We start from the raw sequence: 23,211 nt of genomic DNA on the forward strand, positions 1-23,211 counted from the left end.
TACCTTGCTGGAAAAGTTAGATGCAACTATCCTCAGAGAATTTATCGATAAAATTTTTGTTTCGGCAAAATATTTAAATCTAAAACACAAAAGTTGGCGCAGTCTAACACCACGCCAACTTTGCATAATTGTTTTCTTCATTAGGCCACGCATCGTTAAAGCCTTTCCTTTTTAACTACCCCACTTATGTGACCCTTTACAGTCTCATTGCAATGAGAGTCGCGCGCCCAGTACACTGCTATAAAAACGCTTCTTCAAGTATTCATCCTATAAGTTGTAAAATCCAATTTTCTTATTGCACACCGCACATTTTTTCGTTTTTTTGTTGTTCTTCTGCATAGCGCTCACACATCCATTGTAAAAATTGCAGCTCTTCCTTTTGCAATTTTCGATGAAGCCTTTTTTCTGTATCTTCACATACCTGTAAAAAGTTCTCCATTACGCTACATCCTTTCCAACTTTATAACGTCTTATATTACTTAGTTTGTTCATTATAACGGTATATTTATATTTATTCAATATTGAATATTGAAATAATTACGAATTCTTATAGAAGAAATAACATATAATACTTTTAATTATTTTTCAAAAACAACCTTACCACCAATAATTGTCTTTAATACTGGTACATCAATAATTTCCATTGGATTAATCGCAGTAGGATCTGCTCCAAGTAATGCAAGATCTGCTTGCTTACCAACCTCTATGCTTCCGGCAATATCTTCATTAAAGTTCAATTTTGCTCCATCGATTGTCATGGTGCGTAGAGCTGTTTCTACGTCAATTCGCTGCTCAGGACCTAAAACATGCCCTTCTCGAGTTACACGATTGACAGCTGCCCAAATAGAAAATAATGGGGATACTGGTGTTACCGGACAATCTGAATGTAATGTAAAGAGTAAATTCCGCTCCTGCGCTTCTGCTAATGGGCTTATTCTTCGAGCACGATCAGGGCCTAAAAATAACGCCTTGTGACGGTCTCCCCAATAATATACATGATTGATAAAAAATGAGCCCGCTACTTGTAAACGCTGCATGCGATCAAGATCAGCGACAGTTGCTGTTTGGACATGCTCAATACGATGCCGATGATCTGTGCGGGGATATTTTGCAATGGCTAACTCATATGCATCTAAAATTGAACCAATAGCGCGATCTCCATTACCATGAATCGCCATTCGGAATCCTCGTCGGTGAAGATGAGCAACCTCTTCATTTAAAAAGGATTGATCAAAGATAAAATCCCCGTACAAGTCTGAATCTGTATGATATGGTTCTCTTAAGGCTCCTGTTAAGCCCTGAATGGAACCATCCTGAAACATTTTTGCGCTATCTAAGCGCACACGCCCTTCTGAATGTTCATCCAAATAATGATCTACCTCTTCTGCTGTCTTCTCTTTAAATAAATCATGATTTCGAAGCATATCATGCATAATCATCAAGCGCATATGCATCGGATTTACCTGCTGTTTGGCAGCCGCTATATGGGCTTGTAAATCTAATTCATCACGAATTGCTGCATCATTTGCTGTTGTAATCCCTTGGGCTAAATAATCTTTAGCACCTTCACCAATTTGCTTAACATACTCTTCTAGTGTAGAAGAAGGTAAAAATTTACGGATCACAAGGTTTGCTGTTTCATACAGCACTCCATCAAGTGAACCAGCCTCATCACGTCCAAAATGACCTCCTTCTGGATCTTTTACTGAATCATCCATACCAGCTACTTCAAGTCCTTTTGAATTAATTACACCAAAATGTCCTGAGATATGATTAATATGAACAGGATGATTTGGAGCTATTTTGTCTAAGTCAGCTCGATTTGGATGCCGTTTGTCCGCTAATAATGTATCATCATATGCATAACCAATAATCCATTCACCAGCTGGCGTATTCGCAACTTTATCTGCTATACGCTTTTGGATATCTGCAATCGACTTATTTAATGGACTGCCACAATTGACATGCTTCTTCTGCAAGCCATAGCCACCTAGGTGTGTATGTGTATCAATAAAACCTGGAATCAGTGTACCTCCCTCAGCATCTATAATGGTTAAATTCTCTATATCTTCTATTTCTCCACGGGGTGGTTCTTTATCCTGCCAAATTCCACTAATTAATCCATCTTTTATTGCTACAGACCCTGCTCTACTGCTTTTCTTATCTAGTGTAATAACATTTGCATTCGTAATAATTACATCTGCGTATACCATCTGTAAATCTCCTTTTCCTTATTAGTCTAAGCATTGGTGTCTAAATTTACTTTTACACTACTGGTGGTTCATATGGCTTTGTATTCATCTCTTTAAAAAAGTCTGCAACACTTTGGCTTTCTCTAGGATAATCAATTGACACATTGGATTGTAAAAAGTCAATCGCATATTGCACCGTTGCAGCAACACCAAACGGAAGCGCATCTTCATCTATTTCAAAAAATGCATTATGATGCTCTGCACCTGTGCCCTTCTCTTTACTTTCAATTCCCACAAAAGCAAAAACTCCTGGAAAATACTTTTGATAAAAGGAAAATGGCTCTGATGCCATCCAAGCTGGGTATGAATAGACAACATCCTCCCCTATAGCCTTTTTAATAGCCTGTTCTGCAATACCTGCACAAGTTTCCTCATTATAGACGGACAAGTTTCGAGCTACAGGCTTCATATCAAAATGATAGGTACAATGGTATTCCTCACATTTTCTTTCTAATAATCGAATAAACTCTTCTGCACCTGCCAACCCTTGTTCATAATGTAAGTAGCGAATAGTACCACTAAATGCTAGCTCCTCTGGAATTACGTTTGCTGCCATTCCTGCTGAAACACTGCCAATAGAATATGTAATTGGCATAAATGGATCTAAAGACTTTAAGCGCATTGCTTGTAAACTTTGATGAAAATCAGTAAAACAATCAACTGGCGAGAAGGATAAATCAGGTCTAGATCCATGACCACTCTTTCCTTTAATAGTAACCTGGAAACCCGAAACCCCTGACATGCGTGGACCAGCATCTACAGAAATTTTCCCTGTTGGAATATCTGATTTCAGATGGATTCCCCATATACCATCTGCTCCCATTTCTACTAGTCTAGATAGAATTCGGTAAATTCCTCCACCTACTTCTTCTCCTTGTTCGAAAGCAAGGATTACCTTTCCTTCAAGAGCTTGTTTATTTTCTACTAAAATTTTCGCTGCACCAAGTAACATTGCCGTATGTCCATCATGTCCGCATGTATGTGCAGCACGATCATCCTGGGAAACAACCACCTTAGGTTGTTTTAAATTATTCGGCTCTTCCTTCATTGGTAATGCATCAATATCAGCTCGTAGCACAATCGTTTTCCCAGGACGATCCCCCTCAATAATTCCAATAATTCCTCCATGCGGAATTATTTCATTTTCTATTCCCAGTTTGCTTAATTCATCTACAATCACTTGAATTGTTCGTTCTTCCTGCATACCTATCTCGGGATGTTCATGCAAATCTCGGTAAAGTCCTACTACATATTCCTCTGCTTGTTTTGCGAGCATAAAAGTATCCATTTTCTCATCCTTATCTTTTTATTATTTACTACGATCTACAGGCGACTTCAGATATTGTTTTAATTGTTCATTTGGTAATGAAAAAATTGTTTCTACTGGTGAATAATTTCCTGCTAATCTACCAAGAGGTGCTAGCTTTTCTAAATTAATTTTCCCATTTTCATAGAGTTCATCTTTCACATGATATCGTACAACTCTTCCTAAAATAAGATGATCTTCACCAATAGGAATAATATCGTGTAATGTTAATTCCATACTAATTGGTGCTTCCAATAAACGTGGTGCTTTAACCACCTCTGAATCAATTGCTGTTAATCCTATATGAGCAAATTCATCCACATCACTTGGCAGGTTTTCACTACTGTATTGCATTTCATTGGCTAGGGAAGCGGTTACAATATTAACGACAAAATCTTTCTGTTCGCGAATGTTAGTAAGTGTATCCTTTACTGTTCCTGCTCGTTCTGCTGTCCCTACACCTACGGAAATAACCAAGGTAGGAGGATTTCTTGAAGCGATGGTAAAGAAACTATATGGCGCGATATTTGCTATGCCATCCTGAGAAACTGTAGAGACCCAAGCAATGGGACGTGGAACAACAGCTCCAGAGAGCAGTTTATAAACACTTTGTGGATCTAGGTCATTTGGATTGATAATCATTATTGTGGCAATCTCCTTTTATATTGATTATGTCGAAGCGTAATAAGGGTTTTTCATCAAGTTAAAAACCCTCTACAATGAAGAACATATTTTTCCCCAGTATATCCCTAATTTTTCTGAATAGCAAGTCACTTTAGGATAGGTAGAATAAAGAAAAAATGAGATGCTCAAAAAGTAAGTTTTCTCACTTTCTAGCACCTCACTAATTATTTTCTTCATCAATTTCAAAAAGCACTTTTTTTCTTTCATTTTCAACATTTATTTTTGTAAAATATCTTTTCGTAACACGGTTGTTTTTCCTTCTATAAGCGGTTGCCAAATTCCGAGTATCCAGCGATGTGATAACAAAAACACGATGACTAACGATAATAAGGCTAATCCGAAGACATCTAACATATTATTCACATGTAAAATTCCAGTCTCTCGGAAAAATTGGATGAAAAATCCGTGTAATAAATAAACATACAATGTTCTTTGACCTAAATAAGTGAATGTATACATTTTATTCGGTATCCAAGCTAAAACTGCAATCGCCATCGCTATAGATGCTATATAAACTCCGATTCTAACTAGTCCACCAATCTCTGGAAAACCAAGCTCACTATAGGATTTGGAAGAGAGTAACCAGCCTGTGTTAATCTCAGGTAACCAATAAACAACAAAGACCATTGCAGCAAGTACTAGAGTTCCAATGATTTTTACTGAATTACGCTTCACAAGCATGACATGTTCCTTCGTCAACCAATAACCACAGAGAAAGAATGGAAAGAATACGAAGGTGCGTGATAAACTCAATGTCTGACCAATGTCATCAATATAACCAACTGCTATCCCAATCCCAAATGCTAAAAGAATTCCAAGCATTGGTGGGATTTTTCGATATACAATTAACATAATATGCCAACTAAATAAGCTCATCAAAAACCACAATGACCACTCTGGCGTTAACACACTAACTCCCCAAGCTGATTTCCCTAGGAAATAATAATAAGCACTGTAAATAAGTTGGAAAATAATGTATGGAATCAGCAATTTTTTCGCTAATTGTAGTATATAAGTTAAATTTCCAGAGCCTTTGGCAAAGAATCCAGCAGTAAATATGAATGCAGGCATACTAAAAAAGTATATCCAAGTATATAAAGTATACACGCCCGTAACATCATTCGTGTACGGTTGAATGATATGCCCAAAGACAACAAGAAAGATTAAAATAAATTTAGCATTGTCAAAATAAGCTTCTCTTGTCATTTTAACCACCTCTCCGTTTATACTTTACCCGTAATTAAGTAGTTATGTATCACTTTTACACATTTGTAAAATGAATGTTAATCCATAATTGTTTTGTAAAAAATGTTCCCTATTCAAATAACTCTGATAGTAAAGTATAATTAAAGTTAAATAATTTTTTCTCAAGGAGGCTATTTAAATGAAAAAGATAGAAATCGATACACCTGCATTAGTAATTAACCGTCACAAAATGATGGAGAACTTAACATATATGCAAAAGTATGCGGATGCAAATGAAGTAACATTACGCCCTCATACGAAAACTCATAAGATGCCAGCAGTAGCTAAATTGCAAGTAGAAGCTGGTGCTAAAGGTATTGCAGTCGCTAAAGTAGGAGAAGCAGAAGTAATGGCTGCAAATGGACTCACAAATATCTTTATTGCCAACCAAATCGTTGGAGAACAAAAGCTCCTGCGTATCCAAAAGCTAGCAGAAACGATTAATATCTCTTTCGGAATAGATAGCTTGTACCATGTAGAAGAAATTGAAAAAGTTTTTGCCTCTTCTGAGAAGAAAGCCCAGGTACTTATTGAAATTGAAATTGGTGAAAACCGTTCTGGAGTTATTGAGGAAAAAGATTTTATTGCTATTTTAAAACGTCTTAAAACTTGTGAACATATAGAGTATAAAGGAATTTTCTCACATGATGGACATACCTATAGTGCAGAGAGTCTTGATGCATGTAAAGCGCTCTATTTAGAAGGTGTAGAACGAACACTAGGCTTTGCAGCAATTGGCGAGGAAATGGGCTGGGAGAATCAAGTCGTTAGTATTGGTTCTACACCCCCATTTATGCTTGGATTTGGTATACCAAAGGGTGTAACAGAAATTCGCCCTGGCACATATATTTTTATGGACTTAGGTCAAGGAAATGTTCTCGGTACTTATGAACGATGTGCAGCATCTGTTTTAACAACAGTCATTAGTAAGCCAACACATGAACGGGTCATCACCGATGTGGGAGCAAAAGGTATTACAATGCAAACACGAAAAAAAGGTATTACAAAAACAGAAGGGCTCGGATTTGTAAAAGAACATGACAATGTCCATGTCCATGCTGTATATGATGAACATGCTATTATCTACAATGAGGCATTTCGCAACACGATCCAGATTGGAGATAAAATAGAAATCATTCCAAACCATATTTGTCCTGTTAGCAATTTATACGATAAAGCATTTATTGTTGAAGAAGACGAAGTTGTTGACACCTTCTCTATTGATGGTCGTGGAAAATTACAATAAAAATAGTCTGCTTGTAGAGCATCTGAGACGATAATTTACCTTTTTTAAATTCACAAAATTACTCCTGTGTGACAACTAATAAAGATAGATTTTTAATGGAAAGTTGGGGTATCCTTGTTTGGAAAAAAGTGGTTTCAAACATTAGTAGCTTTCGTCCTAATATTTGCTCTCATTTTACTTATCTCCAAAGTTAATTTTTTATTTTCGCCAATCATTAAATATGTACAAGCTGTGGCTATTCCTATTGTTGGTGCAGGCGTATTATTTTACTTAACGAAGCCAATACTAACTTTCTTGGAAAAGTACCGAGTAAAACGAATATTTGGGATTCTTATCATCTTCTTGCTCCTCATATTAGTGGGCATACTCTTTGTAATGTTTATTGTACCGATTGCACAAAATCAGATCCACAACATAATAGCAAACACACCAAAAATGGTACAGACAGTGGAGCATTGGATTAATTTATTACAATCTAATCAGATTACAATACCACCTCAAGTCAATGATGCTATTAATAATTTCATGAGTAATATTCAATCACATGTAGAAAGTATTGTCGGATATGTTTTTAATTTTATTAGTCAACTCGTATCTTTTGTTATTTCCCTAGCACTTATTCCTTTCTTCTTGTTTTTTATGTTGAAGGATGGGGATAAGCTTGTTCCGTTTATTACACAGATTTTTAAAAAGGAAAAGGCAGATAATATTAAGAGCCTGTTGAAAAAACTAAATTACACATTAGCTGGATTTATTCAAGGGCAAATAATTGTAAGCTTTATTCTAGGCGTCCTGCTCTTTATTGGTTATTTCGCTATGGGACTTGACTATTCATTAACACTCGCATTGTTTGCTATGGTTATGAATGTTATCCCATTCCTTGGACCATTCCTAGCAGTTATCCCAGCAATTATTGTAGCATTAATTCAAGATCCAATTATGGTTGTTTGGGTATTAATCATTACTGTAATTGCACAACAAACAGAAAGTAATCTTATTTCTCCAAATGTAATGGGCCGAGTACTCTCTTTACATCCGCTTACTGTAATTACTGTTATTCTAGCAGCAGGAAGTATTGCAGGATTTCTAGGGATTCTTTTCGCAGTGCCGTTCTATGCAGCACTCAAAACAATTATCATGCATTTTTATCAAACCTATCAAGATTCAAAAGATAATAAAAAAGATGCCTTAATTTAAAATATACAGCGAGGTGAAAACAAAATGACAAAAGAAAAATTAGAAGCACAGCTAGCAGAGCTTAAATCTGATTATGTTCGCATCCAACAGGATATGGATAAGTTAGAATTTGTTCGAGGTCGTGTATCCTCTGCTGAAGAACAACTCATCCGTTTAGAAAAGGAAATTGCTGAGGTAAATCAAAAATTAGCAGAGCTTGAATAAGAAAAAATAAACAAAGTTGATACAGATAAGGGCATTTTCATATGTCCTTATCTGTCTTTTATTCTCTTTTCGACATTCGATTGTTTTCAGCAAAATATGTTAGGATTAAGCAGAGGTGAAACATATGAACGGAAAAGCGCAAAAAATCTTAAAAACCTATTTTGGATATCCCTCGTTTCGTCCTGGTCAACAAGAAACGATTCAACATGTATTAAATCGACAACATACATTAGCAGTGATGCCTACAGGAAGCGGGAAATCATTATGTTTTCAAGTGCCTGGGCTTGTTTTAGATGGAACAGCTATTATTATTTCCCCATTAATCTCCTTAATGAAGGATCAGGTGGATGCTTTACTGGCACTTGGTATTTCTGCAACCTATATTAATAGCTCTTTATCTATTTCAGAACAAAAGCATCGTCTTCGCGATATTGCCCAAGGTCGATACAAATTTGTATATGTCGCGCCAGAACGATTAGAAGCAGCTTCATTCGTAAATTTAATGAGTCGTTTGGAGATTTCTCTTGTTGCCTTTGATGAAGCACATTGTATTTCCCAATGGGGACATGATTTTCGACCAAGTTATCGTTCCATCGTTCCTAATTTACAGAAACTTAATAATATCCCTGTTTATGTTGCATTGACAGCTACTGCCACAGAAGATGTAATTGAAGATATTCAACAGCTGCTACATATTGAAAACAAACAAGTTGTAAAAACAGGCTTTGAACGAACAAATCTATCATTCCATATCGTCAAAGGAATTGATAGATTAACATATATTCGTTCCTTTCTTAAAGAACGATCAACTGAATCTGGAATCATTTATACAGCAACACGAAAACAGGCTGATAGCTTATATGAACAATTATCAAATGATGGACATGAAGTATTGAAATATCATGCTGGAATGCCAGAACACGAGCGAAAGGATGCTCAAAGTGCTTTTATTCATGATAAAAAATCATTGATGATTGCTACAAACGCATTTGGAATGGGAATTGATAAAAGTAATGTAAGATTTGTAATCCATTATGCGCTACCAATGAATATTGAATCTTATTATCAGGAGGCAGGCCGTGCTGGGCGCGATGGAGAGGAAAGTGATTGTATTCTTCTATTTGCCCCTCAGGATATCCAATTACAAAAATTTCTTATTGAACAATCTTTAAATGATGAAGAGATGAAACGGAAGGAATACGGGAAGCTACAAGCTATGATTAATTATTGTCATACAGATCGGTGTTTATCTGCTTTTATTTTGGATTATTTTAATGACCTACAGCCTGGCTATCAATGCAAAAAATGTAGTAACTGCGAGAGTAATGTGGAAAAAATAGATATTACAGAGGAAGCACAGATGATTCTATCTTGTGTAAAACGGATGGGTGAAAGATTTGGCGCAGGAATGACTGCAAAAGTTTTAAAAGGATCAAAGGATCAAAAAGTCCGCTCTTTTCGACTTGATCAATTACCTACTTATGGGTTGCTCTCTGCCTATACAGAAAAAGAATTAACAGAACGGATCCAGTTTTTGATTGCAGAGCAATTACTAGCAACAGAGGAAGGTCAATACCCAACATTAAAACTCAACCATCAATCAATTGATGTACTGAAAGGTAATCGTAAAGTGCAGATGTCTACCTTATCTGTTCCAACTGCATTAGATACAGATTACAATGTAGAATTATTTGAGATTTTACGCGCATTACGAAAGAGGGTTGCTGCTGAAGAAAATGTTCCTCCATATGTATTATTTTCGGATGCAACATTACGCGATATTTGTCGTTATTTCCCGGGGAATAAAGAGGAAATGTTGGCGATAAAAGGAATAAGCGAAAGAAAATTCGCGAAATATGGTGAAATATTTTTACCAGAAATTATCAAATGGTCTAAAGAAAACCCTTCTGTTCAGTCCAAAGTACAAATTGGCGTTGTCTCTGGGGCACCTGAGGCAAAACGAAACCCTAGAGAAAAATCAACCGAACCAAGTTACCTTGTCAGCTATCAGATGTTTCAAACAGGGAAATCCATTGCCGATATTGCCCGCACACGTGAAATGAAAAAATTAACAATTGAAGAGCATATCTTTAAGGCTGCTAAAGCAGGATACCCTATCTTTTGGAATATCTTTTTTGAAGAACATGAGGAGAAGGAAGTATTAGAAGCACGAGAAAATATAACAGAGCCCAAATTAAAACCGCTCAAAGAAAGCCTACCAGAATCATATAGTTATACAAAAATAAAAGCTGTACTGGTTAAGAATGATATTATGTAAGCTTAATATCATAAGACAGGATGCTTCACCCACATCCTGTCTTATTTTTTACTCTATTCTTCTATGTTTAAAGCCCAAGTACCACCACGGAAAACAGCTTCCACTGTCCCATCTGGCGTAATTCCATCAATATCTAACTGATCTGACCCAACCATGAAGTCAACATGTATAATACTATCATTTACTCCATGCGCATCTAATTCTTCATTACTCATTGCTGATCCACCCGTTAAATTCGTTGGATAAGCTTTTCCAAGGGCAAAGTGACAAGAAGCATTTTCATCAAATAATGTATTATAGAAAATAAGCCCTGACTGTGAAACAGGTGATTCATCTGGAACAAGTGCGATTTCTCCTAATCTTCTCGCACCTTCATCTGCATCTAGTAAATGCTTTAGTACGTTCTCTCCTTGAGCCGCTTTAAAATCAACTACTTTCCCATCTTTAAAAGTAAGACTGAATTCATCAATTAAGCTTCCGCCATAGTTTAATGGCTTCGTACTTGCAATTGTTCCATTCACCTCATATTTATGGGGCACACAGAAAACCTCTTCTGTTGGCATATTTGGATTAAACGTAATGCCTTTTTCTGAATTTGTTGATCCTCCACGCCAAATATGACCTTCTGGTAAACCAACCTCCAAGTTTGTTCCTGGTGCTTTTAATATTAATTTTGTATATTTACGTTCATTTAAGATTGTTTCTGCACGATGGAGTGTGTGATTATGTTTTTCCCATGCAGCAATTGGATCTTCTTGATCGACACGAACAATTTTTATAATTTCCTCCCATAAGCTTTCAATCGCTTCATCACGGGACTTGTCTGGGAATATTTTTTGTGCCCAATCTCCAGTTGGAATCGAAATAATCGACCAAGTAATTTTATCATTCATCACATATTTACGGAAATTTGTTAATGCCATTCCAGCTGCGCGATTTGCCAAAGCAACTCGCTCTGGATCTACATCCTGCAATAAATCTGGATTAGTTGAACTAATAGAAAGCAATGCCGCCCCATCTTCGGCAAAGGATTCTTGAAGCTTTACTTGCCACTCAGGGAAATTACCAAGCACTTCATCTGAAGCATGCGTAAATTTTAATAAAGTTAGCTCATCATCAGACCAGTTCACATGAACATTTTTTGCACCCATCTCATACGCTTTACGAACAACAATTCTTGTGAAATCTGCTGTTTCAATTGGCGCACTAATTAATAATGCTTGACCTTTTTGTAAATTTACACCTGTGCGTAATGCCAGTTCTGCGTATTTTTCTTTTGTTTGTTGATCTACCATTCCTATCCCTCCATCTAATCATCTATTTTCATTATTTCACAAAAAAGGAAAAATATCACATTCCAATAAAAAGCGCAAATCATATCCTTACAAACTGGTGTTAGATATTTATTTAGTTTTGGCGCTGGAGACGTCGCTACCTTTGAATAAGAATTATTTTTACACTACAAAAAAGCTTGTAAACGTTTATTTTCGTCTACAAGCTCCCATATACTATTGTTGTCTTTGCTTTGCTTTTCTTCCAGATAAAATCCAGCCAAATACTGCAATAGCTATTAAAGTACTCCAGAAGAATATTTTCCATAATGCACTATGTGGAAAGTGCTCGTCAATTATCAATAGCTTTGGATGAGCTAATGTAACAACAGCTAATTTCACTCCTACCCAAGCTACAATTAGGTACGCAGTTGTTTCCAATCCAGGGCGCTTATCAAGCAATACGATAAACCAGTTGGCAGCATAGCGGATTAACACAAGTCCCGCAATTCCTCCAATTACAACAATCACAAACTGAGCACCATCCATACCGCCTATATGTGGTAAACCTGTTGCTGGTAAAGTAATTGCCAGTGTTACTGCAGCTAAAATAGAATCAATTGCAAATGCTAAATCAGCTATACCAATTCTAATTACTGTTGGCCAAAACCCTTTTCCTTTTTGATCCTTGAGATTTTCTTCTTCCTGCTTCTTACCAAAGTATTGACCAATAATATGTCTTGTTCCTAAATATATAAGGTATGCAGCTCCAATAGCTTGTACTTGCCAAACATTCACCAAAAATGAGATCGCAAATAGTGCCGCAAAACGGAAAATAAACGCTCCTAAAATCCCATAAGTAATTGCTCGTTTCTTTTGTTCGGGTGGTAAGTGCTTTGCGATTACAGCCATTACAAGCGCGTTATCCGCAGATAATATTCCCTCAAGACCAATTAGTATGATTAATGTCCATCCATACTCTAACCACAATGTTTCCATATGTTCTTCTTCCTCTCTCAATAAAAAATAGGAGTCTCTACCCCTTAGTGTGGTAAAGACTCCTAAAAAAATACGGACCTTTACCACAAATGGCAAAGGTCTTGCTAACAACGTTGAAGTTGCCAATAAAGCCGAGAGAGATTGTTGAACCACTCTGTAATGACGACTTTACTATAAAAGCTACTCCCCTTTGGAATATATTTTTAGTAAACCATGTTTTGCGTTTAATGTCAATCAGTTTTCTCTATTCCAAGGATATGCTGTTCCAAAAGTTTTAGCCATTTCCTTCGAACGCTTTCTTCTCTCTAATCGATAATTTGCTCGTTCTTGCCCACCCCGATGTAGCTGTTCTTCTTGCTCCGTTTCAGGATAAACAGGAGGAACTGGTACTGGTTTTCCATTGTCATCTACTGCAACAAAAGTCATAAATGCTGTTGCACAAACCTTTCGCTCTCCTGTTCGCAAATTTTCGGTTACTGCTTTTGAGAAAACCTCCATTGAAGTAGTATGTGTCCATGTCACAAACGCCTCTATACAAATTGAATCTCCTTCAAATACGGGATGAAGGAAATCAACCGAATCTGTAGATGCTGTTACTGCCATTCTGCGTGAATGTTTTGCTGCAGCAATAGCAGCGACATCATCAATATAAGACATCAACTTTCCACCAAATAAAGTCCCTAACGTATTGGTATCTGGTGGTAACACATAGCCAGTTTTCACTGTCAATGAGTACAAACAAGGTTTTGCTTCCATTTATATTCCTCCTCAGTTGTCATTTCTTATAGTTTATCTATAGAATAGGTGAAAGTAATCGAGAAATTGATTCTTTAAAGCGGATACTTATAGGTCTTTGTTTATATAATAGCTTCGTCATCTGTGTGGAATAAACAGCATCTCGTTGAAACGCATCAACCAGTTGCTGAGCAATTTTTGTATCATATAAAAACGCATTCACTTCAAAATTTAGTCGGAAGCTGCGTACATCAATATTTGCCGTACCAACAGATGAAATCTTTCCATCTACAACAATCGTTTTTGCATGTAGAAATCCTCTTTGATAAATATAAATCTCAGCGCCTACATTAAGTAGTTCTCCTACATAAGAATAAGTTGCCCAATATACAAATGGATGGTCTGGCTTATTTGGAATCATGATTTTAATCTTTACACCTGATAAAGCTGCAATTCGAACTGCATCACGTAAGCTTTCATCAGGAATAAAATAGGGTGTTTGTATGTATACATATTCTTTCGCTGATAATATCATTTTTATGTAGCCATATTTAATTTGTTCCCAATCTGTGTCTGGACCACTTGTGACAATTTGCATCCCTGTAGCTCCACCAGCTTCTGTAGCATAAAAACGCCTTTCATACAGGATGTCATTTCGTGATGCTTGATTCCAATCTAAAACAAATCGTGTTTGTAATTGACCAACTGCGTCTCCTACTACACGCATATGTGTATCGCGCCAATAACCAAATTTATCACTTTTCCCTAAGTATTCATCCCCAATATTAAAGCCACCTATATAACCAATCTTGCCATCAATAACTGCTATTTTTCGATGATTACGAAAATTAATCTTAAAATTAATCTTCGGTATTAACGGAGGGAAAAATGCATCTACTTGTACTCCTTCTGATTTCAATCGGCGGATAAACTTACGTCCTATCCCTCTTGATCCCATGTCATCAAACAAAAGACGAACTTCGATTCCTTCTCTTGCCTTGTCTATTAACACATTAGCAATTTCATTACCTAATTGGTCATCACGGACAATATAATAAACTAAGTGAATATGATCTTTTGCTCGTTTCAAGTCATAAATCAAAGCATCAAACTTTTCCCGACCATCTGTGAAAATATCTACTTGGTTATTTTCTGAATAAATAGCATCATCACTTTTTAAATGTAAATAAAAAATATCACTATATGCAGAGAACTCTTGCTGTTTAAATGAGAACTCCCCTTTTTCTAGTGCTTGGATTTGTTGATTAGCTTGATTCTTTACCCCATGTCTACTTTTTGTATCCCAAGTAAAGATCTTTTTACGGCTCAATTTTTTCCCAAAAATTAAATACAATATAAAGCCAGCAATTGGTATAAAAAATAGAACCATTAACCAAGCCCATGTAGAGGGAGCATTTTTACGCTCAAGGAATATTACTGTAAATGCTAAGACAAAGTTAAATATCATTATAGATCCTAAGAAAAATGTAATAAAACCCAATTTAAACACCCCTTACACCCAAGAGCTTCCTATCACTCATCATAGCACAGAAATAAAAATTTATATAAAAGATAACTGCTCTCTATAGGTTTTTATTTATTTTAGTATTGATTTTTACTTCTATTCAATGTAATATATAAATTACATTTGGTACATATATATTACATGATACAGGTGAACTAATGAAAAACAATGTGAAGATCACAAGAATTAAAATGAATATTACACAGCAAGAATTAGCTCAAAGAGTAGGGGTTGCAAGACAAACAATTGGCCTTATTGAGAAAGGTGAATATAATCCCAGTCTCCAGCTCTGTATTGCTATTGCCAAAGAACTTAATAAAACTTTAGACGATTTATTTTGGAAGGTGGAGAGATAAATGAAATCTTGGATTGCTTTCTTATTACCAACGGATGAGTACAAAGAAAAAAGAATACTCTATTTTGTAGCAGAGGGAACATTTATATTATTGTTTTCTCTTATAGCATTGTTAATTAGCAGTAAATATATTCCAATATTTAAAAATCAAATTGACACTATCCTTTTTCTACCGATTGCAGTTTTTATCATCTATGTTCTAATTCGATATATTCTGTCTGGTATGGAATATACAGATGTTGTCTCAGAAACTTCCTTTAAAAAGGAACGTAATCATATTACATTTAGAAGTGCTATATTTGCTAGTACATTTATATTGTTTTTACTTATTTTTGAGGGGTTACCTAATGAAATAAGCAAGTGGGCTGAAACCATTGTTCTTCCAATATTTGCTGGATTTTTCTGGTTCATCATAAATTATATCTCCTTGCAAAAATCTTATAAAAAGAATAAAGAATTAGCTTAACTGGATTACGGGATATGATTTTCTAAAAATCTCGTATACTTTGAAATAAACTAATAGAAATGGTATGTTTAACGAAAGAAAAACTCGGAAGGAAATGATCCAAATGAAAAAAACAATGGTAGTATTATTCTCTGTTTTCCTATTTCTAGTATGGGCTACACCTACTTTTGCTATGGATCTTTCCATTAGCAATACTTTCATATTTGCTTCAACAAATTCTTTTTCCGCAGTCATCATTGTCGGGATAGTTGCTATTTTGGCTTTACTGGCTATTTTCATTCCATTAATGCGTTATGACAAGCACGCAGATGACAGTCTAGAGCCTAAGAATCTAGATGCTTTAAACAAAGAAGATACAACAAAAAATGCGTATACGTACCATACAGTGCCATCAAAAGATCAAACGATTGAGTCTACGAGCACGCCATATAGCACTCATTCAGATCCACGTCCTATAGAAAATGGTCCAGTCCCTAGCTTGATTCGTAATGCTTCAAGAGGTGTAGTTGTTACCGGTGCTCTATTATCCTATATGAACCATCAACGCAGACAAAAGAAGAAAATGAAAAAAAAGCTTAAGAAAATGAAAAAACAAACAAATTTAGCGTGAGGAAATTAATTATTTCCCCACGCTTTTTGATAGTTATTTATTTTTCCGAATGGTTAATATCGTTCCAACTGGAATAATAAGCTCCTTTGGCGACTGGATTTCAGAGAAAATTTTATCCACCCGCTCCTTCACCTGATAATCTTCTATATTGGAGCTTAGCAAATGTGCAATTTCAAAAACACATTGCTCCTTATCCTCTGCTTGAAAACGTAAGTAATTCATCAAGCTAATCGTTTCACTTTCACTATCTAGTCCATTGTAAATCTCATGTTGAAGAGGATAGTGTAGCGCCTTAGCAAAATAACCTTCATCATCTTCGCTCGGCCATATTCCAATCGCATTACGATTATCTTCCCACGGCTTGAGAGTGACATCAGCACCAATAAAATAATAATACGTCATAGTTCTGCTCCATTCCTATTACAAATACATCAGATGACCTCTAATGCTTGCTCTAAATCCTCCCACAAGTCTTCCCATGCCTCTAGACCAATGGAAAGTCGAATCATTGTATCAGTAATTCCCATTTCTAAACGCTCTTTCTCTGGAACAATTTTATGTGTCATCGTTGCAGGATGTTGAATAAGGGAATCAATATCACCTAAACTAACTGCTAGCTTAATTACTTTTACTGCATTTAAAAACTTTTGCGCATCTTTCTTTGTACCAACAACTTCAAATGCAATCATTCCTCCTCCACTTTTCATTTGTTTCTTAAATATTTCATAATCTGGAGCATCAGCGTCTCCTGGATAATAAGCATTTGCTACTTTTGGATGTTCTTTTAAACGTTTAAAAATCTGTTCAGCATTTTCACAATGACGATCCATTCGAACAGGCAATGTCTTCAAACCACGTAACAGAAGCCAGGCATCAAATGGAGAAATAATCCCACCAATATCTTTAAACGTTGTCTTGCGAATTCGCTCAATTAGCTCTGCCTTTCCTGCTGCTAAACCAGCAACAACATCTCCGTGACCCCCAATATATTTTGTAGCACTATGTACAACAATGTCACAGCCTAAATCTAATGGGCGTTGTAAATAAGGAGAACAGAATGTATTGTCTATTACTACAGGGATATCAAATTCTTTAGCCACATCTGCTACCATTTTCAGATCAATTAACTGCATGGTTGGATTTACTGGTGTTTCCACAAAAATGCATGCCGTTTCTTTTCGAATCAATGAACGTATTTCTTCTGTAGATTTCATACTACAAGTTTCATGAGCAATATTGTATTTTTCCTCCATTAATTTCAATAAACCAAATGTATTCCCATATAAAGCTACAGAGCTAATGATATGGTCATTAGCTTTCGTTAAGGAAAATAATACAGCGGAGATAGCAGCCATACCAGAACCAAATGCTAAACCTTTTTCACCATTTTCTATTGCAGCAATCCTTTCTTCTAATATCGCTACAGTAGGATTACGTAATCGTGAATAGGTATAACCATCTGTTTCACCACTAAATCGTTGTTCTCCTTGCTCAGCAGAATCAAATACAAATGTAGATGATTGGAACAAAGGAGGAACAAGACTTCCTAATACTTCTTTTTCATCATATCCTTCATGAATAATAGCCGTTTCAAATCGTTGATATTTTTTCGGCATACAATCCCTCCATTCCTATGACTTTTATTGTACTGGATACAACTAGCATTGAAAAGCATTTATCATCTGAATTTTCAATCTAATTATCTGAACAAAGAAAACAAAAACTAGTGTGAAAATTACTTGCAATTAAAAAAATGGAATTATATAATACTCGTTAAGTTATATGCTCAATCTCTTATCAAGAGTGGTGGAGGGGATAGGCCCTATGAAGCCCAGCAACCTTGGAGTAAATAATTTTACTTTTAATGGTGCCAAATCCTACAGATTAATCGCATTAATCTGGAAGATAAGAGGAGGATTCGTGACCTTACCATACGACCTCTTCTTATTCAGAAGAGGTCTTTTCTTTTTCTGAATTTGAATCATCACATCTTTACAATATAAGCTTCTAAAAATTAAGAGGAGGATTATTAATTATGTCAACATTTCATTTCCAAGATCAAGATACTATTCTACTTCATGGTGGGCAGGTCCCTGATCCAGTAACAGGATCTCGCGCAGTACCTATTCACCAAACAACATCCTATGTATTCCCGGATTCAGAGCATGCCCAAGGCGTATTCGCATTACAAAAAACTGGAAATATTTATACTCGTATTACCAATCCAACGGTGGATGCATTTGAACAGCGTGTAAGTTTACTGGAAGACGGGGTTGCAGCTGTCGCAACTTCTTCTGGTATGGCGGCAATTACATTTGCCATTTTAAATATTGCAAGTGCTGGAGATGAAATTGTTACAGATAGTAACCTATACGGTGGAACATATAATTTATTCGTCCATACCTTGCCTAGATATGGAATCAATGTAAAATTCGTTGATGGATCGGATCCTGAAAACTTTAGAGAAGCTATTACGGATAAAACAAAAGCAGTTTATGGGGAGACCATTACAAACCCAAGCTTGTATGTTTTTGACATTGAGGCTGTAGCTGATATTGCTCATGAGCATGGGATTCCTCTTATTATTGATAACACATTCGCACCTGGAATCGCGCATCCATTAAAATGGGGTGCAGATATTGTTGTTCATTCTGCCACAAAATGGATTGGTGGACATGGGAATTCCATTGCTGGAGTTGTCGTTGATGGCGGAAAATTTGACTGGAGTAATGGAAAATTCCCAGGATTTACAGAGCCAGATGATAGCTATAATGGATTACGCTATGTAGATGTAGGTGCACCTGCATTTGCTATTAAACTACGAGTACAGTTATTGCGTGATATCGGCGCTTGCTTAAGTCCACATAACGCATTTTTATTGTTGCAAGGATTAGAAACTTTACATTTACGAATGGAACGTCATGCGAAAAATACAGAAAAAGTTGTTAAGTTCTTAACAACACATCCTGCGGTAGATTGGGTGAACTACCCTGGCTTAAAAGATCACCCATCACATGAGCTTGCACATAAGTACTTTACAGAAGGTTACGGTTCCATTGTTACATTTGGAATTAAAGGCGGTCGTGATGCTGGAAGAAAAGCAATCGACAATGTGAAGCTATGGTCACATGTTGCAAATGTTGGTGATGCGAAATCATTAATTATCCATCCTGCATCCACTACACATCAACAATTAAGTGCAGAGGATCTGGAGAAAAGTGGAGTAAATGAAGAATTAATTCGTCTATCTATTGGACTTGAATCTGTAAAAGATATTTTAGAAGACTTGGATCAAGCAATGTCTAAAGCGGTAGGTATTGAACCTTCGCTTACAAACACCGAAGATTCAGTTACAAAATGGCTAGTACATTCACCATTTGACCGCAGTGAAGGCTTACGCCAAAAGGTCATTGCAGTTGCTGATATCGACGAAACAAAAGTAGCAGCAGTTAAAAAGGCTGGTTATCAAATAATTGCAGTGGATGCCATCTCTTCTACAGACCAAGTTGATGCACTATGGGTCAAAGATAATATCTCAAAAGCTCAACTGACTACATTTACAGAGAAGCAAGGAAAAATCATCTGGGTAGAAAATGAGCCAACAGGAGATATCATAAGTGCATTGGGAAGTATACATGACGCTATCGTCTTCTTTAATAAAGATTTATTAGAAGAAATAGTAGAAGCAAGGACAAGTAAATAATTCATAAAACAAAAAGCGAAAGTCGCGCCCTTACAGGCTAAAAGCGTGACGTGACTGAACTTAGTCGATAAAAGTGCGACTATGACTCTGTCTGCGCCTAACGCCTTGTCAATCGCCAAGTCTCCTTTATTATAGGATGGCTCGCGTTAGCTCTTAGTTTTTGGTGCTCAGAGCTAGACAGCGCTAACTTTGAATAAGCATTAATTTGCGCAATTTTTATACTTTCTTTTCTCATGAAGAAAAACCTGTTAGCTTCCTTATCGGCTAACAGGTTTTTTTCACAGAAAATATAATTAATCATACATATTTTATGGTTTCAAACTAATACTTTAAAGTACCAAGTTTATGGCTTTTCATTTCACTAACTCAAATCATTTTCCATTTGCATAAAATCTCATATAACAAGAAAATTTCCTCTTTTCCCCCAATTCAAACAATTATTTTGTAAAAAAGATTTCGGTTTACATCGTACATGTAAAGTGTAAAATAATGAAAGACGGTCTTTTATTTTTATCTCCATTTAGAGGTAATTTTTCAGTAAAAGGAATATAAAATTCTCTTGGGAACTAAATTCTTATTAAGTGAGTATAAAACCTCTGATAGATGTCACATTTTTTTATAGGCAGGCTATACAAAATATAATAGTTTTAGACTAGACTTCATTATGTAATGAACTTAAGAAAATTGGACATAATTGCTTTAAAAAGACCCTTTTAAATAAGTGCATGATATAGGTGTGATTTCAATTATTAGGAAAATAATTTATGGGATAATAGGTATTTTAATTATTATTGGTGGCGTCAGCATTTATGCATATAGTAAACAACAATCCAACTTCGCAAAATTAAAAGAAGTTCCTCCTGTTACAGAAGATATTCTTGAGCAAATTGCGGAAGAAGAGATTGAGCCAGAAGAGTTTGTCGAAGAAGAAGTTCCTGCATCATCCACAAATGGCATCCGCGAGAGAATCAAAAGCGCGCTGAACTCCTTTTTACATCAGGATATAAAGATTGTTGGTATAGGAGATTCCCTAACTCAAGGAGTTGGTGATGAACATAATGCAGGAGGATACATTGGAATCTTAGATCGTACAATTAATGCAGAAAATCAAATTGCGACCTTTGAAAACTTCGGAAAAAGAGGAAATCGTACAGATCAAATGCTTGTGCGCATGGAAGAAGAAGAAGAGATTTCGGAGTCTCTGAAGAGTGCAGATATTATTTTAATTACAATCGGTGCAAATGATATCATGAAAGTCGCAAGAGACAACTTTGTAGACCTTCATTATTTACAATTTGCTCGAGAACGTGTAAAGTACGAAGAACGTATAAATACGATTCTGACACAAATGAGAGAACTAAATAATAAAGCACATATTTTCCTATTAGGAATTTATAATCCTTTTGCTCAATATTTCCCAGAGATAGAGGAATTAGGAACGATTGTAAATGACTGGAATCGAACAAGTAATTTTACGACGAGTCAATATGAAGATGTTACATTTATTCCTATGCAAGATGTGTTTGATCAAGCAAGTGATAATCTATTTGCTGATGATCACTTTCATCCAAATTCACTAGGATATTATCATATGGCAGAACGTGTTTTAGAGTTTTTAACAAATATAGAAGTTGAAGGTGGGAATGATGAAGAAGAAAACGGAACAACTACCGGGGAATAGATGGAGAAATTACTTCGTCAATCTTCTCTACATCAACTTCGGTATACTATTTTTAATTGCATTACTCATATTTTGGCCTGTTTCAAGTTCCGAATATCCAACAACAAAGCCAGTTGACTATCATGATAGTTCTGAATTTGTTGTCCGTACAACAAAACAAAACTTAAATGATTTAGTCAATGCATATATCAATAAATTCTTGGAAAAAACGAATCACCGATATTCGGTTTCTTTAGAAGAGGACGTACATCTGCAAGGCGATTTACCTGTCTTTTCAACAACTGTCCCGCTCTCAATCCATTTAGAGCCAATCGTCCAAGAGGATGGTAATGTCATCTTAAAACAACGCTCTATTTCTCTTGGTCTATTACAATTACCAAATAAGAAGATTATGGAGTATATGAAGAAATCCTTACCAATGCCTGACTGGGTGGTTGTGAATCCTAAGGAAGAAGAAATTTATGTAGCAGTCACAGAAATGGATATAAAAAGTAATTTTCAAGTTGCTATCGAACAATTCGATGTGGAAGCAAACCACTTTGCTTTCCGAATCCGAATTCCTTATAGCACACTTGGAATCGATTAAAAAATCTCTACAACCTTTTTCTATGAAGAAAGGGCTGTAGAGATTCTTTAAATATATGAATATATAAATGTATAATGGCTAAAATCAAATAACATTATAAATATACCTTACGCTTTTTCATTAGATGGTAATAACTTTCTTTTTTTCATCTATATGTGTTAAAGCTTCTGATTTATGCAAGCGACATGCAGCTGCATATTCTCCAAGTTTTCCTCGATAAATCAAATGCATCCCTTCACGATTGCGAATATCTGCTGGTGTTGCAAAGCATAATGGCTTTTCTATCGTCAATGATGCTATATCCCTAGTTACATATGCCACAAACTGCGAACAGAAAAAAGCATATTGTCGGTTAATTTCGATGTTAAATAACACACCAAGTAAACCAATAAAATTATATCGATACAATGATTTGCTTTCTTCAATTAGTTTGATGTTTTTACGAATTTCTTCATATTCTTCATTAGATACATTAAAAGCATAAACAGCACAGTTTGCATTCCTCATTAAATCACCCCGTATATTCTCACGTACAAATCCACCAAGAAATGGATTTTTAGGGCGGGTTCGACCAAAACTGTATACCTCATCTAAGCTTTCATCAAATGCAATCGAAGTATGATTCAATGATTCACTTACAAATAGTTTAATTGCACGAGATAACCATGTACCTGTATCGGAAAAAATAAAGTAAATTGTTTTCATTTCCTGTCTTCCCCCTTCGAAAGACAAATTTGGTTTGCTTCTATTTATTTCGTGATGATGACATGGATGCAATCGAACGTAGAATACTTCGATTACGAAAACACTTATTTAAAATAATACATAAGAAACTCTTTTTTTACAAGCTAATTTTCTAGCAGCCTTA

22 protein-coding genes and 1 riboswitch are annotated in these 23,211 nt (G+C 35.8%); of the genes, 10 read left to right on the top strand and 12 right to left on the bottom strand.

Features of this window, described 5'->3' with window-relative positions:
• Positions 1-292: 292 nt before the first annotated feature.
• The 5 genes from AB4Y30_RS17070 to AB4Y30_RS17090 all read right to left on the bottom strand — a co-directional run bounded on the left by AB4Y30_RS17070 (position 293) and on the right by AB4Y30_RS17090 (position 5,448).
• Positions 293-439, bottom strand: a complete 147-nt coding sequence (locus AB4Y30_RS17070; RefSeq protein ID WP_368653385.1) for a hypothetical protein — start codon at positions 437-439, stop codon at positions 293-295.
• Positions 440-578: 139 nt separating this feature from the next.
• Positions 579-2,213: an amidohydrolase gene (locus tag AB4Y30_RS17075; protein WP_368653386.1), complete on the bottom strand. Its 1,635-nt coding sequence runs from the start codon at positions 2,211-2,213 to the stop codon at positions 579-581.
• Positions 2,214-2,265: 52 nt separating this feature from the next.
• A complete protein-coding gene (locus tag AB4Y30_RS17080; RefSeq protein WP_368653387.1) occupies positions 2,266-3,540 on the bottom strand; it encodes an amidohydrolase in 1,275 nt (424 codons plus the stop codon).
• A gap of 21 nt (positions 3,541-3,561) precedes the next feature.
• Positions 3,562-4,200: a flavin reductase family protein gene (locus tag AB4Y30_RS17085; protein ID WP_368653388.1), complete on the bottom strand. Its 639-nt coding sequence runs from the start codon at positions 4,198-4,200 to the stop codon at positions 3,562-3,564.
• 258 nt (positions 4,201-4,458) lie between these two features.
• Positions 4,459-5,448 carry an acyltransferase family protein gene (locus AB4Y30_RS17090; protein WP_368653389.1) on the bottom strand — a complete coding sequence of 330 codons (990 nt, stop codon included), beginning with the start codon at positions 5,446-5,448 and terminating at the stop codon, positions 4,459-4,461.
• A gap of 178 nt (positions 5,449-5,626) precedes the next feature.
• Between AB4Y30_RS17090 and AB4Y30_RS17095 the strand changes: the two genes are divergently transcribed.
• From AB4Y30_RS17095 to recQ, 4 genes are all read left to right on the top strand, one after another.
• Positions 5,627-6,733, top strand: coding sequence for an alanine racemase (locus AB4Y30_RS17095; RefSeq protein ID WP_368653390.1), 1,107 nt, complete (start codon positions 5,627-5,629; stop codon positions 6,731-6,733).
• 114 nt (positions 6,734-6,847) lie between these two features.
• Entirely contained in the window at positions 6,848-7,930 is a 1,083-nt protein-coding gene (locus tag AB4Y30_RS17100) for an AI-2E family transporter (protein ID WP_368653391.1), read from the top strand.
• A gap of 24 nt (positions 7,931-7,954) precedes the next feature.
• Complete coding sequence (locus AB4Y30_RS17105; RefSeq protein WP_368653392.1) at positions 7,955-8,134, top strand: SE1832 family protein; 180 nt, start codon at positions 7,955-7,957, stop codon at positions 8,132-8,134.
• Between the two features lie 124 nt (positions 8,135-8,258).
• On the top strand, positions 8,259-10,412 hold the full coding sequence (gene recQ, locus AB4Y30_RS17110; protein ID WP_368653393.1) for a DNA helicase RecQ: 2,154 nt from the start codon (positions 8,259-8,261) through the stop codon (positions 10,410-10,412).
• A 53-nt stretch (positions 10,413-10,465) separates the two neighbouring features.
• Here the strand turns inward: recQ and AB4Y30_RS17115 are convergent, their stop codons facing one another.
• From AB4Y30_RS17115 to cls, 4 genes are all read right to left on the bottom strand, one after another.
• Positions 10,466-11,707: an aminopeptidase gene (locus tag AB4Y30_RS17115; protein WP_368653394.1), complete on the bottom strand. Its 1,242-nt coding sequence runs from the start codon at positions 11,705-11,707 to the stop codon at positions 10,466-10,468.
• A 213-nt stretch (positions 11,708-11,920) separates the two neighbouring features.
• Complete coding sequence (locus tag AB4Y30_RS17120; protein ID WP_368653395.1) at positions 11,921-12,682, bottom strand: TerC family protein; 762 nt, start codon at positions 12,680-12,682, stop codon at positions 11,921-11,923.
• Between the two features lie 234 nt (positions 12,683-12,916).
• Positions 12,917-13,438, bottom strand: a complete 522-nt coding sequence (locus AB4Y30_RS17125) for an acyl-CoA thioesterase (RefSeq protein ID WP_368653396.1) — start codon at positions 13,436-13,438, stop codon at positions 12,917-12,919.
• Positions 13,439-13,475: 37 nt separating this feature from the next.
• Entirely contained in the window at positions 13,476-14,918 is a 1,443-nt protein-coding gene (gene cls, locus AB4Y30_RS17130; protein ID WP_368653397.1) for a cardiolipin synthase, read from the bottom strand.
• A 182-nt stretch (positions 14,919-15,100) separates the two neighbouring features.
• Here cls and AB4Y30_RS17135 point away from each other — a divergent pair, with 182 nt between their 5' ends.
• The 3 genes from AB4Y30_RS17135 to AB4Y30_RS17145 all read left to right on the top strand — a co-directional run bounded on the left by AB4Y30_RS17135 (position 15,101) and on the right by AB4Y30_RS17145 (position 16,373).
• On the top strand, positions 15,101-15,298 hold the full coding sequence (locus AB4Y30_RS17135) for a helix-turn-helix transcriptional regulator (protein ID WP_368653398.1): 198 nt from the start codon (positions 15,101-15,103) through the stop codon (positions 15,296-15,298).
• Positions 15,299-15,763 (top strand): DUF3278 domain-containing protein, encoded by a 465-nt coding sequence (locus AB4Y30_RS17140; RefSeq protein WP_368653399.1) that lies wholly within the window; start codon positions 15,299-15,301, stop codon positions 15,761-15,763.
• Positions 15,764-15,866: 103 nt separating this feature from the next.
• Positions 15,867-16,373 (top strand): hypothetical protein, encoded by a 507-nt coding sequence (locus AB4Y30_RS17145; RefSeq protein ID WP_368653400.1) that lies wholly within the window; start codon positions 15,867-15,869, stop codon positions 16,371-16,373.
• Between the two features lie 33 nt (positions 16,374-16,406).
• Here the strand turns inward: AB4Y30_RS17145 and AB4Y30_RS17150 are convergent, their stop codons facing one another.
• Positions 16,407-16,775 (bottom strand): hypothetical protein, encoded by a 369-nt coding sequence (locus tag AB4Y30_RS17150; protein WP_368653401.1) that lies wholly within the window; start codon positions 16,773-16,775, stop codon positions 16,407-16,409.
• Between the two features lie 29 nt (positions 16,776-16,804).
• Positions 16,805-17,989 (bottom strand): methionine gamma-lyase, encoded by a 1,185-nt coding sequence (megL, locus tag AB4Y30_RS17155; RefSeq protein ID WP_368653402.1) that lies wholly within the window; start codon positions 17,987-17,989, stop codon positions 16,805-16,807.
• A 175-nt stretch (positions 17,990-18,164) separates the two neighbouring features.
• A riboswitch (SAM riboswitch) is annotated at positions 18,165-18,285 on the top strand.
• Positions 18,286-18,408: 123 nt separating this feature from the next.
• Between megL and AB4Y30_RS17160 the strand changes: the two genes are divergently transcribed.
• The 3 genes from AB4Y30_RS17160 to AB4Y30_RS17170 all read left to right on the top strand — a co-directional run bounded on the left by AB4Y30_RS17160 (position 18,409) and on the right by AB4Y30_RS17170 (position 22,343).
• Positions 18,409-20,076 carry an O-acetylhomoserine aminocarboxypropyltransferase/cysteine synthase family protein gene (locus tag AB4Y30_RS17160; RefSeq protein ID WP_368653403.1) on the top strand — a complete coding sequence of 556 codons (1,668 nt, stop codon included), beginning with the start codon at positions 18,409-18,411 and terminating at the stop codon, positions 20,074-20,076.
• Positions 20,077-20,812: 736 nt separating this feature from the next.
• On the top strand, positions 20,813-21,757 hold the full coding sequence (locus AB4Y30_RS17165; protein WP_368653404.1) for a GDSL-type esterase/lipase family protein: 945 nt from the start codon (positions 20,813-20,815) through the stop codon (positions 21,755-21,757).
• Positions 21,723-22,343, top strand: coding sequence for a YpmS family protein (locus AB4Y30_RS17170; protein WP_368653405.1), 621 nt, complete (start codon positions 21,723-21,725; stop codon positions 22,341-22,343). Before AB4Y30_RS17165 ends, AB4Y30_RS17170 begins: the two co-directional genes overlap by 35 nt.
• A 120-nt stretch (positions 22,344-22,463) precedes the next feature.
• Here the strand turns inward: AB4Y30_RS17170 and AB4Y30_RS17175 are convergent, their stop codons facing one another.
• Positions 22,464-23,048, bottom strand: a complete 585-nt coding sequence (locus AB4Y30_RS17175) for a hypothetical protein (RefSeq protein ID WP_368653406.1) — start codon at positions 23,046-23,048, stop codon at positions 22,464-22,466.
• Positions 23,049-23,211 lie beyond the last annotated feature (163 nt).

This window comes from Ornithinibacillus sp. 4-3 (assembly GCF_040958695.1).
Lineage (GTDB): Bacteria > Bacillota > Bacilli > Bacillales > Amphibacillaceae > CALAMD01.